This window comes from Alkalimonas collagenimarina (genome assembly GCF_030717845.1).
GTDB lineage: Bacteria > Pseudomonadota > Gammaproteobacteria > Enterobacterales > Alteromonadaceae > Alkalimonas > Alkalimonas collagenimarina.
In genome coordinates this window covers 1-12,343 of the sequence record NZ_JAUZVZ010000004.1, presented here as the reverse complement: position 1 = coordinate 12,343, position 12,343 = coordinate 1, and the positions used below count along the sequence as shown (strand labels likewise).

Annotated in this window: 9 protein-coding genes; 7 read left to right on the top strand and 2 right to left on the bottom strand. The window is 46.3% G+C overall.

What is annotated here, in order from left to right; genetic code table 11:
* Positions 1–31 precede the first annotated feature (31 nt).
* The 3 genes from Q3O60_RS03450 to Q3O60_RS03440 are packed head-to-tail and all read left to right on the top strand — an operon-like array spanning position 32 to position 3,363.
* Positions 32–364 carry a zinc ribbon domain-containing protein gene (locus tag Q3O60_RS03450; RefSeq protein ID WP_305892516.1) on the top strand — a complete coding sequence of 111 codons (333 nt, stop codon included), beginning with the start codon at positions 32–34 and terminating at the stop codon, positions 362–364.
* Entirely contained in the window at positions 354–635 is a 282-nt protein-coding gene (locus Q3O60_RS03445) for a YeaC family protein (RefSeq protein ID WP_305892515.1), read from the top strand. Before Q3O60_RS03450 ends, Q3O60_RS03445 begins: the two co-directional genes overlap by 11 nt.
* Positions 622–3,363 (top strand): DUF349 domain-containing protein, encoded by a 2,742-nt coding sequence (locus Q3O60_RS03440; protein ID WP_305892514.1) that lies wholly within the window; start codon positions 622–624, stop codon positions 3,361–3,363. Before Q3O60_RS03445 ends, Q3O60_RS03440 begins: the two co-directional genes overlap by 14 nt.
* Positions 3,364–3,388: 25 nt before the next feature.
* On the opposite strand, the gene ansA is transcribed toward Q3O60_RS03440, so the two are convergent.
* Entirely contained in the window at positions 3,389–4,405 is a 1,017-nt protein-coding gene (gene ansA, locus Q3O60_RS03435) for an asparaginase (protein WP_305892513.1), read from the bottom strand.
* Positions 4,406–4,478: 73 nt separating this feature from the next.
* Positions 4,479–6,359, bottom strand: a complete 1,881-nt coding sequence (sppA, locus tag Q3O60_RS03430) for a signal peptide peptidase SppA (protein ID WP_305892512.1) — start codon at positions 6,357–6,359, stop codon at positions 4,479–4,481.
* Between the two features lie 148 nt (positions 6,360–6,507).
* Between sppA and Q3O60_RS03425 the strand changes: the two genes are divergently transcribed.
* The 4 genes from Q3O60_RS03425 (at position 6,508) to Q3O60_RS03410 (ending at position 12,310) form a co-directional block, all read left to right on the top strand.
* Positions 6,508–8,544 (top strand): NADPH-dependent 2,4-dienoyl-CoA reductase, encoded by a 2,037-nt coding sequence (locus Q3O60_RS03425; protein WP_305892511.1) that lies wholly within the window; start codon positions 6,508–6,510, stop codon positions 8,542–8,544.
* A gap of 348 nt (positions 8,545–8,892) precedes the next feature.
* On the top strand, positions 8,893–10,125 hold the full coding sequence (glgC, locus tag Q3O60_RS03420; protein ID WP_305892510.1) for a glucose-1-phosphate adenylyltransferase: 1,233 nt from the start codon (positions 8,893–8,895) through the stop codon (positions 10,123–10,125).
* A complete protein-coding gene (locus tag Q3O60_RS03415) occupies positions 10,125–11,528 on the top strand; it encodes a glycogen synthase (RefSeq protein ID WP_305892509.1) in 1,404 nt (467 codons plus the stop codon). Before glgC ends, Q3O60_RS03415 begins: the two co-directional genes overlap by 1 nt.
* Positions 11,529–11,752: 224 nt before the next feature.
* On the top strand, positions 11,753–12,310 hold the full coding sequence (locus Q3O60_RS03410; protein ID WP_305892508.1) for an NAD(P)H nitroreductase: 558 nt from the start codon (positions 11,753–11,755) through the stop codon (positions 12,308–12,310).
* The last annotated feature ends 33 nt before the right edge of the window (positions 12,311–12,343 follow it).

The following is a 12,343-nucleotide window of genomic DNA, read 5'->3' as shown; positions in this document are numbered from 1 at the left end:
AATCCAGCCGATGTGATGTAAGGAGATCTGTATGGCAATTATTGCCTGTCCAGCTTGTGGGCATAAAGTTTCTGACAAAGCGCCGACATGCAGCAAATGTGGTGTTGCCATTGCGGAGTTAGATCCGGTAAAAATGGCTGCTATGGAGCGAGACCGTCGGTTACAGCGTAGTCAGAGTCTGATGACACAATCGATTATTGCCATGGTTCTATTTCTGGCTGGTTTTTATTTTTATTGGCAATTACCGGCTCATGGTTGGAAGTATTATGCAGCTATTCTGGCAATAGGTGTTGGTTTTATCTGGTATGTGGTCAACCGGATACGTATTCTAATGGTTAAGCGAAAGAGTAAACATGGACTTTGAATCCTTAGTGACGGCGATGTCGTCTGAAACCTATCATAAATTGGCCGATGCGGTAGCGACTGGCCGTTGGGCAGACGGCACCTCAATGACTGAGCAACAACGTGCGCAGAGTATGCAGTTGGTGATGGCTTACCAAGCCCGGGTTTTGCGCTCTGATGAGCCTTTTACTATTGGAGCTGATGGCCAGATGGTCACTAAAACCAAAGCGGAAATGAAAGCTTCCTTGCAACCACAATCAGCAATTGCGACCTTTCAACATGATGATCTTTAAACGACTATTGCGTCCCAAGTGGCAGCACCCTGACGCGGAAAAGCGAGTTGAATCCATTGCTGAGTTCGAGCCACAACAAGCTGACTATAAAACCATTATGCATGAGCTGGCATTTAATGATGGCAGTGAGCCTGTTCGATTTGCGGCATTGCAGCGATTGAATGATTTTTCGCTCTGGTGGCAAGCAGCCAAGCATGATGCAGCAGATAAGCTGAGGCTGCATGCTGAGCGGCAAGTGATAGATATGGTCATTAACAATGATATATCAACCGCGCTTAAGCAGCAGTTTATTGCCCAATGCCAGCGCAGCCATATTCTTGAACAAATCGCGCTGGCTGAGCAAGATACCAGCACTAAACTGCAGCTGGTTCTGCGTTTGCAAAAGCCTAATTTGATCATGAATGCGTTACAGGATAGTGCGCTTCCGATTGATGATAAAAAGCAGCTGCTGGAACTTATTGATAGCGATAAGGAGCTGGAGCAGCTGAGTAGAAGCCAAGATACAGTGCTTGCCTCGATGGCACAGGCCATCTTAGAACAACGCCAATTTGAGCGGGAGCAGCCTGCTCGCATCGAAAAACAAGCGCGTTTACTCATTGCAAAATTGAATGCTTTAAAGTCCCGTAATCCTGCAGACAGCCAGCAACGGTTTCACGCGTATCAGCAAGAGTGGCAGCAGTTAGCGATTGAATTACCTCGTTTGGGCGCTGAGTCACAAAGTTTGGCTACTAAATATCTTGAGGTTGAACATTCGGTTGAGCAATTTTTTTCGGCACAATGGCAGCAACAAAAACGGGCAGAAGCGCAGCAACAGAAGCTTCAACAACAGCGTACTCATGCCAAAGGTATTGCTCAAGCTATTGCCGCCTTGCGTATCGATGTCGCACAACATTTGCAACAAGCCGATCTGCATCAGGCAACAGCGTTGCAGCAGCATTTTGTGGCGATAGAGACACAGCTTGAGCAAACAGATGTCAGCTCAGATGATCGTCAGCAACTGCAGTCTCAATTGGCCGATATATCTCAGCAATTAATTGATTTGCCGCGGATTGCACTGTGCTTTACTCAGGCTGAGCAATGGCTGGAGCAGTGGGCTGCACAATCTTTACCCACCGATATGGCTCAGTATGAAGAGTTAGCACCACAATGGCGACAGTGGCAACAGCAATGGCAGCAAAACCTTAAAGGATTATCTGTTCCATTGCCATCTTCTATCACTGAGCACTACCATAAACTACAACAACACTGGGAAGGTGTGTTGGCAGAGTTTTCTCAGCAACAACAGCGTCAGTTCAAAACGTGTCGCAGTAAGTTAGCAGAATTCAAACGCTTACATCAAGCTGGAAAATTCAAGGTATTGTTTGGTTTATTTAAAGGTATTCAGTCTGATTATCAGCAGCTCAGCTCAGATGAACGACAGAAACTTGCACGCTTATATAATGATGCTGAGCAACAACTCAATGAGTTGTCAGATTGGCAGGATTACATTGCCAGCCCACGAAAGCAGCAACTCGTTCAGCAGATGCAACAATTGGCATCAGAGCCAATGGATAACGTTGAACAACGCGCAAAATTGGTTAAAAAGGCTCGTGCTGACTGGGGAACACTTGGCCAAGCCAAAGATACGGATGATGCGCTTTATCAAGCCTTTGATCAGGCTTGTGAACAAGCCTTTGCACCTTGTCGGCTTCATTATGCGGCAAAACAGCTGGAGCGGGAGCAAAATGCACAACAAAAGCAGCGCTTAGTGCAGCAAATGCAACAATTAGCCGAGCAGGCGAATGAACAACATGCTGATGCTGCCCAGCTGGAGCGGAAACTATATCAATTGCAACAGCAGTGGCGATCGATTGGCCCAGCGCCAAAAGAGCAGCAGCCAGCATTGCAGGCCGACTACCAACAACTTAATCAAGCATTAAAGCATAAGGTGAAGGAGCAACAACAAACCTTCGTCAAACATAAGCAGCAACTCATTGCACAAGCACAAGAAGCGATATTGCTGGAAGATAGCAGCCAGACGGCAAGCATTTTGAAGCAATGCCAGCAACAATGGAAAACCATCCCTTTTGCTGGCAAAGCAAAGGATACTTTATTATGGCAACAGTTCAGAGCTTTGTGTGATGACTTTTTCGCCCAGCGTAAGGTGCAACATCAGCAACAATTGCAAGACAAAGAAAAGCAGCAGCTAGCGTTGGAGTCTGAGCTTAACCAGTATGGGCAGGCTCTTGAGCAGGCAGAAAGTGCAGAGCAGTTGCATCCGTTGCGCCAGCAATTACAGTCCTTGGACTTACGAGACTTTAAGAGTTTACAAAAAACAAAAAATCAGTTGATTGCTGACATTGAACAGCAGCAAGAGAACATGAGCCAACAACAGAAAAACCACAGTTACCAACTGTTGTTTCAGCAGCTCGCTAGTTCCGAGCCAGATGCATCAGCCATCGATGTAGCCAGCTGGCGAGAGGCGCTGTTGCAGTCAAAGACGTCAACATTGGATGTTATGGATCGACACCAATTGACCACAGCCATTGAGCTCATGGCAGGACAAAATGTGGAAGCGGCTAATGCCACTGAATTGTCGCAAGTCAAGCTTCAGTTGCTGACAGAAAAGCACAATCAATCTGCAGATGTAACACCGGAAAGCTTGTTGCTTCGTTGGTTGCAACATGGCCCCTTATCCGATGCTGACCGTGCTTTGCTTGTTCGACTTGAAGCTGTTTTTATAAAGTGATCATGCTGCTGAGCTCAGCTTGCTATCAATGGCTGAGCTCACCGCGCAGGTCTCGCTGCATTTTTTGTCGCACCACTTCATCGCTTAGCGATTGGCTAAGCAAATAATGCAGTTTAGTTAGCGTGGCCTCCAGAGTCATGTCGTAACCACTAATCACACCACAAGCTTTCAGTGCATTACCCGTCGCATAGCCATCCATATTGACTCTGCCCCGAAAGCACTGCGTGCAATTAACGATAATTACGCCGCGATCGGTGGCCGCTTTGAGTGCAGCTAACAAAGCAGGTTGCTGTGGTGCATTACCAACACCATACGACTTAATAATTAGCGCTTTAACGGGGGCTTCCACCATATTGCTAATAACATCTGCGCTGATCCCCGGATACAAGGTGATCACACTGATGGGTTGTGGCACCACCTGAGCTACGTCTAACTGGCTACGATCACGAGTGGTTTCGCTAAGCGCGCCAGCTTGTAGACGGATTTGAATTCCAGCTTCCAGTAGAGGTGGAAAGTTAGGTGAAGCAAAGGCATTAAAGCCATCGGCATCGGCTTTGGTTGAGCGATTGCCACGAAACAGTTGGTTATTAAAAAATAAGCTGACCTCATGAATGGGATACTCAGCAGCCAGATACAGCGCATTCAGCAAATTAACCTGACCGTCGCTTCGCAATTGTGCCAATGGGATCTGTGAGCCGGTGACTATGACTGGCTTGGACAGATTTTCTAATAGAAAAGATAATGCTGAAGCGGTATAGGCCATGGTATCGGTGCCATGTAACACCACAAATCCATCGTAATCTTGGTAATTTGCTTGTATATCTTGAGCAATTTGCAGCCAATGTGCCGGAGTCATATCGGAAGAATCGATCAGCTCAGGGTATTCATGAATGGTGAACTCAGGCATTTCTGCACGGTAAAACTCAGGCATGCTTTGCACGGTTTTTGTTAAGAAGCCAGATGCTGGAATAAAGCCTTGATTCGATTGTCGCATACCAATGGTTCCGCCTGTGTAGGCAACATAGATCCGCTTTTGACTCATCACTCACTCCAAAAAAATACCCAGCAGAGCTGGGCATTCTATAGTAGATAAACAATGTTGTCAGGCGTTGCGGTTAGTCAATCATACAGACTAAACAAAATGCATACATTCCTTGAGGGTCATTAAACTGACTCAAGGTAACAAAGTCGTGGCGTAATTGCTTGGTGACACGATTCAGTGCAGCACGCTCAGGGCTTATCATGCCTTGTGGCAGCCAACCGCTGTTAGCCGCACCGCCGAATATATCTACAATCATTTGCTCAAAGCTCGACAGTTGATGACCGATCACTTTAACATCGTAATTGGTTAAACCAGCCAAGTCAGCCGCTGCAGCAATGGCATCATCATAGCCACCGAGTTGATCGACCAAACCATACTCAAGAGCGCGCTCGCCGGTGAAAACACGGCCTTGAGCAACCTCATCAACTTCAGCAATGGTCATATCGCGATTGTTAGCGACCATGGTTAAAAACTCAGTGTAACCGCGCTCAATCATCAACTGGAAGATATCTTTTTCACGCGCTGCCAACCCTTTAAACAAAGGTAAGCCACCAGATAAGCCTGCCAGCTCCGTAGTGCCAACGCCATCAACGTTAAGGCCAAGTGCATTAAAGCTATCTTCTAAGGTGTGAAAGAGTCCGAAAATACCAATAGATCCTGTAATGGTAGTTGGAGACGCCCATATCTCATTAGCAGGAGCTGCAATCCAATAACCGCCAGAGGCTGCAACAGCACCCATAGAGGCAATTACAGGTTTACCCGCTTCACGTAAAGCTGTGATTTCACGGCCAATAATTTCGGAGGCGAAAGCACTGCCACCACCACTATCAATGCGCAGGACTACCGCTTTCACTTTATCATCATGGCGAGCTCTACGTAGCATAGCTGCTGTGCTGTCCCCACCGATGGTACCTGCTTTCGCGGATCCATCAATGATCATGCCCCGAGCGACTACGACAGCGACTTTATCCGTAAGTGGGTTATCAAATTGTGTTTTAGGAATAATCAGACTGCGATAATCATCGAAACTAACATGATTGTACGTGTGCTGCTCATTCTGGCCAACATGCTCAATCATCATCTGCCGGAATTCATTTTGCGTGGTTAACGCATCGACCATGCCCGTATTTAATGCAATTTGGGCCATATCACCTTCAGCGTCGACCAGTTGCTGATAAAACGCATCATAGGTTTCAATAAAGGTGTCGACTGAAAAGCCACGACGTTCACCAACGGAGGCCTTGTAGCTGGACCATAAATCTTGCAACCAGACTAGATTGACTTCTTTTACCTCTTCCGACATGTCATCACGCAAGAAAGGTTCAACAGCAGATTTGTAGGTACCGACCCGAAATACATGCGTATTAATTTTCAGCTTTTCCAACGCACTTTTATAAAACATGGGGAAAGTGCCATAACCTTCCAAGATCACGGCACCCATAGGGTCTAAGTGGATTTCATTGGCGTAACTAGCAAGATAGTATTGATTTTGCGAATAAAAAGCACCGCGGGTATAGATGGGCTTATCTTGAGCTTTAAACTCATCGAGTGCTTGACCAATGGCGTGCAATTTGTCCAGTGAGCCACCACGCAGGCCTGATACATCCAATACAATACTTTGTATACGCTGATCAGTTGCGGCATGCTGAATCACTTTAACGACATCAGTCACCAAAATTTCAGCTGGCTCTTGTTGACCGCCAACACTGTCATTGATAATAGTGGTAAAAGGATCGACAAAGCGTTGCTCTTCAACTAAGACACCATTTAAGTTCAGCACCAGGGCAGAACGGTTTGGCACCTCAACACCCCCTTTGTCACTCGTAAAAGCAACAATGAGGAAAATGATGAGTAGAATAAACAGAACATTCCAAAAAATGGAACGGAACACTTTGTAACCGCGCCAGATGCCACCAAAAAAGCGGCTGATAATACCAGGGTTATCTGCAGACATAGGTTTTCCTAAACAACGTAAACGAATTTAAATCAGGGTTATCCTATGCTAGCTAATTTCTCCGTGAAAGATAAATGCAATTTGTAACCAAATGTATATGTTGCGTCTTAAAAGCAAACAAGCTAACCTCGTATACATTGTAACAGGTATGACCAGAGAGGGTGATGTGGCCTATCAACATTTATTACAATCATTGGATTTGGGCTTTACGCAATTAAAAAACCGCGTGGTGATGGGTTCAATGCATACGGGGTTAGAAGAAGAAAAAAATGGTTTTTCCAAGCTGGCCGCCTTTTATGCAGAACGAGCACGGGGTGGTGTTGGATTAATGATCACCGGTGGAATTAGCCCAAATTTCAGAGGCAATCTGGTGCCATTTGGTAGTCAGTTGAGCTTTAGTTGGCAACTAAACAAGCATCGAGAAGTCACCGCTGCTGTTCATGAGTACGACAGTAAAATTTGTTTACAGCTATTGCATGCAGGTCGTTATGGTTATCATCCGTTTAATGTTGCCCCAAGCAAAATAAAATCACCAATCACACCCTTTACGCCATCTGCCATGTCTAAGCGACAGATCCGCTCCACCATCAAAGATTTTGCTCAATCAGCATTGCTTGCTAAAAAGGCAGGTTATGATGGTGTTGAAATTATGGGATCTGAAGGCTACCTGATTAATCAGTTTATTTGTCAGCGAACCAACCAGCGTAAAGATGAGTGGGGCGGCGAGTTTAGTAATCGCATTCGCTTTCCTCTGGAAACCATTCGCGCTGTGCGCGAGCGCTGCGGCGATGATTTCATCATCATCTATCGGCTATCGATGCTGGATTTAGTCGAAGATGGCAATAGTTATGACGAGGTGGTTGCTTTAGCCAAAGAAGTTGAAGCAGCAGGGGTGAGCATCATCAATACCGGCATCGGCTGGCATGAAGCTCGGATCCCAACCATCACGACCCGGGTTCCTCGTGCTGCTTTTAGCTGGATCACTGAGCGCGTGAAGCAAGAAATTACTATTCCTATTATGGCGACGAATCGGATCAACACCCCACAAGTTGGCGAAGATATTATCGCTAATGGCCAAGCCGATATGGTGTGTATGGCCAGACCTTTTTTAGCGGATGCAGATTTTGTCAACAAGGCTGCTGCCGACAAAGCAGACGAAATTAATACCTGTATTGCTTGCAACCAAGCGTGCTTGGATCATGTCTTCCAGAAAAAGCGGGCAAGTTGTCTGGTTAATCCACGCGCCTGTTATGAAACTGAGCTGAATTTCCTGCCTGCGCCTCAAGCTAAAAAACTAGCCGTTATTGGTGCTGGACCGGCAGGTCTTGCTTTTAGTGTGTATGCTGCTCAACGAGGTCACCATGTCACCTTGTTTGATAAGTCTCATCAGATCGGTGGTCAGTTCAACTATGCTAAACAGATCCCGGGCAAAGAAGAGTTCTATGAAACCTTGCGCTACTTTGGCCGGATGATTGAATTGCACCACATCAATCTGCAGTTAAACAGCGAGCAAAGTGTCGAGTCACTTCAGGCTGCAGGCTTTGATGAGGTGATCTTGGCAACCGGAATTCAACCACGACCGGTGGATATTGCTGGGATAGAGCATCCGATGGTATTGAGCTATTTGGATGTATTACGCGATCATAAAGCGGTTGGTAAAAATGTTGCCATTATCGGTGCCGGTGGTATTGGTTTTGATGTTGCGGAATATTTGACGGAAACGAATTCACTTACACTGCAACCCGAAGCTTGGCTAAAAGAGTGGGGCGTAGATAAAACCTATCAAGCTCGTGGCGCTTTGCTCCCTGAACAACGACCAGAGCCTGCGCAGCGGAAAATATATTTGTTGCAGCGCAAATCGTCAAAGGTTGGCGCTGGTTTAGGGAAAACTACCGGCTGGACGCATCGGGCATCTTTAAAGAATAAAGGGGTAGAGAGCATTGCAGGAGTGAATTATCTTAAAATTGACGATCATGGCTTGTGGATTGAGATGGCAGGTGAAGAGCGTTGTTTGCAAGTGGATAATATCATTGTCTGTGCGGGGCAGATCCCTCTTCGAGCTTTACAACAAGGTTTAGAAGAAGCTGCGATTCCAACACATCTGATAGGTGGCGCTGATGTTGCTGCTGAGTTAGATGCTAAACGAGCCATTCGTCAAGGGGCTGAGCTCGCTGCACGTATATAATTTCCAGCTGCCTTTTTATCATGGAGCTGGCTGTTGTTTCAGCTAGCTCCATGTTTATGTTAAATCCTTCTTGTTGATTGTCAGATACTTTGCTAGCCTCAAAGCATGTGTTCACATAATGGTGGCGCACTATTATGGTGCTGCTTACATACTGTCTTGGTGCAGCAGTCATACAATTGCCATCATCGAGTCATACACTGCCCAATAAAAATGCATATTCGTCACATATTGCTCTGATCCGATGCTTATGGCATCAGCATTGCACGCATCAGTATTGCACTATGTGAAGTGAATAAAACAACGAAGCATTGCTGATCGAATCACATTTAACTATCACAGGGAGTTCGTATGTCAGGTGTTTTAACCATGGTTCTGGCTGGCGGGGAGGGGACGCGTTTAGCACCCTTAACAGGTATTCGAGCGAAGCCAGCTGTACCGTTTGGTGGTAATTATCGCATTATTGATTTTGTACTCAATAACTTCGTCAACTCTGATTTTCTGCAGATTTTCGTGATTACGCAATTTAAATCACATTCTTTAATGAAGCATTTGGGGCGTGCCTGGCGGGTGTCAGGCTTAACCAATCGCTTTATTGATCCAATCCCTGCACAAATGCAAACGGGTAAGCATTGGTATTTGGGAACTGCAGATGCTATCTATCAGAACTTGCACTTAATTCACGGGCTTGATCCTGAGCATGTTTGTATATTTGGTGGTGATCACATTTATAAAATGGACGTCCGGCAAATGCTGGATTTTCATCGCCAGCATGATGCCAGCATGACCGTTGCGGCGATTCCTGTACCGGTAGCTGATGCTCATCATTTTGGTGTGATTGAAGTCGATGAAAATGGCAAAATGATAGGTTTTGAAGAAAAGCCAACCAGCAACCCGAAAACGATTCCCGGCCGGCCGGATCAGGTACTTGCCTCAATGGGTAATTATATTTTTGAGTCGAAGTGTCTGGTGAGTGCTTTGGAGGAGGACGCCAGCGATGAAGGCTCTAGCCATGATTTTGGTAAAAATATCATTCCTAAACTTTACCCTGAAGGGAAAGTATATGTGTATGATTTTTCAACCAACGTTATTCGTGGTGAACAGGATATTTCGCGTGGTTATTGGCGCGATGTTGGTACCATTGATTCTTATTATGAAGCCAACATGGACCTGATCTCAGTCATCCCACCATTTGATATTTACAATCGGTACTGGCCGCTACGCAGCTATACACCACCAATGCCTCCTGCCAAGTTTGTACATGACGAGACCAACCGTACAGGGCAAGCCATCAGCTCCATGGTCGCTTCTGGCTGCATCATTAGTGGTTCGATTGTATACCACTCTATTCTTGGTTATAACGTGCATGTTCACAGCCACGCCTACATTGAGAAGTGTGTCTTGATGGGCAACAACGATATTGGACGGGGGTGCCGAATTCGTCGTGCCATAATCGATAAGGATGTTAAAATTGCACCGAATACCGTCATTGGTGAAGATCTTACTTTAGACCGACAGCGGTTTCATGTGTCGGAAGATGGGGTAGTGGTTATCCCTAAAGGCTCCCGGATAGGTTTTGATTAATGCGAATATTGATGTTGTGCAGTGAGTACGAAGGATTAATAAAGACCGGGGGGCTTGCTGATGCCTGTCGTGGTATCACCAAGGCATTGATTGAGGCCGGCCATGAAGTACAAGTTCTGCTGCCTAAATATGCAACTTTGTATGCTTTACCCAGCACACACTGGGAGTCGGTTTATTTTGAACTTGGCTCTGAACACTTTGGCTGTGCCGTTCGGCATATGACACAAGATGGCGTAAATGTTGGTTTGGTGGAGCATGATCAGTTTTTCCAACGAGCCAGACCTTACGACGATGGCGAGCATGGATACGTCGATAATCCGCTACGCTTTGCCGTTTTTTGCAAAGCGGCCATTGAATGGTGTCGGCAACATCAGTTCCAGCCGGATATTATTCATGGTCATGACTGGCAAACCAGTTTGGCGGCTGTCTACTTGCGCCAGGCAAGAGCCAAAGATGATTATTTTCATCAGACCCGTTTTGTCTTTACTATTCACAATGGCGCCTATCAAGAAATTGTCTCGCGTGATTGGTACCATCGGTTGGGTCTTGCTACAGACAATGCCCCACTCAACTTATTGCAGCAAGGTATTCAGGCAGCTGATAAAATAAATACGGTAAGTGAAGGTTATCGTGAAGAGTTATTATCTGAACCTGCGGCCAATGGTTTAGCGGACTTGTATCAACAAAGGGCTGCTGACTTTGTGGGTATTTTGAATGGTTGTGACTACCAGCTATGGCACCCTAACCATGATCAACACCTTGTGGCACATTACGATTGGCCCGTTTTGGCAGGGAAAGAGACATGTAAAGACTGGTTACGACAACAGTACAATTTGCCACTGACGGATGTGCCCTTGTTTGTAGCCGTTAGTCGGATCACCAGCCAGAAAGGGTTTGATTACCTGATCCCAGCTTTGGAGCAATGGTTGGCTCAGACATCTGCACAAGTGCTATTAATGGGCACCGGAGAGAGTCGATACACCAATGCGTTGTTTGCTTTGGCTGCTCGCTATAGTGAGCAATGCTGCTTTGTGATGGGCTTTGATGAGCCGTTGTCGCACCAAATTGAAGCGGCAGGTGACTTTTTCCTCATGCCATCCTTGTTTGAACCTTGCGGCCTGAATCAGATCTATAGTTTGCGTTATGGCACTATTCCGATAGTACGAGCAACTGGAGGTTTAAAAGATACCGTTCAAGCCTATCCAGAAAAAAATAGTACTGGTATCCATTTTCATCAACCGACGCAAGAGGACTTACTGCAGGCGCTGATGCAGGCAGATCAGCTTTATAGCCAACCAAAGATCTACCGGGCGATGCAACAACGGGGTATGGCACAAAACTTTAGTTGGCAACAGGCTGGTGAGCGCTATCAGTTGCTTTATCAAAGAGCCCAGCACAAATGATGGCAGACTGAGCGATACGAGCAGTCGTTATGCAAATGACATCAGAATGATACAGAATCAGTAGGCAGCTTCATCATCTTCTGCTAGCCTTGCTCTTCATGGTTGTGATCTTATTATGACCTGATGAATAGATATCGTTCAGCCACGTTTGCTTTCGTGCAGAGCTTCACTGAATGGTATGACGTATAAATGGCAGTTTTTCCAGATGTGAGAAGGTTCGACCAATGGATGCGATCACGCTTTTAACGACACGACAATCATGCCCTCGTTTAACGGAGCCTGCACCTGCAGGTGACGCGCTTGAATTGATCAAGCAAGCGGCATTACGAGCACCCGATCACGGTGCGCTTCGGCCGTGGCGATTTGTCATTGCGCAAGGCAAACAGGCCTTAGGTCGTTTGGGGGATATTTTCGCAGAAGCTGCAGTGGAAGATGATCCAACCATTTCCAATGATTTGCTTGAGCGAGCCAGGCAGCTACCCAGTCGGGCGCCTATGGTGATTATTTGTATCGCCAAATGCAATGAACAGGTAAAAATCCCACTGCATGAGCAGATACAGTCTGCTGCTTGTGCGGTGATGGCGATGCAACAGGCTGCATTTGCACAGGGCTTTGGCGGCATTTGGCGCACTGGTATGTATGCTGAAATGGATTTTGTCAAACAGTCGCTTGATCTTGGAGAAGATGATGAAATTGTCGGGTTCTTGTATCTGGGGACGCCGGCTGTTCAGGTCGCTACACGACCAGGGCTTGATCCAGCTGATTTCTTTAGCGATTTTTAGAACTACAGCAACTGCCAGAAAAAACCGCTCATT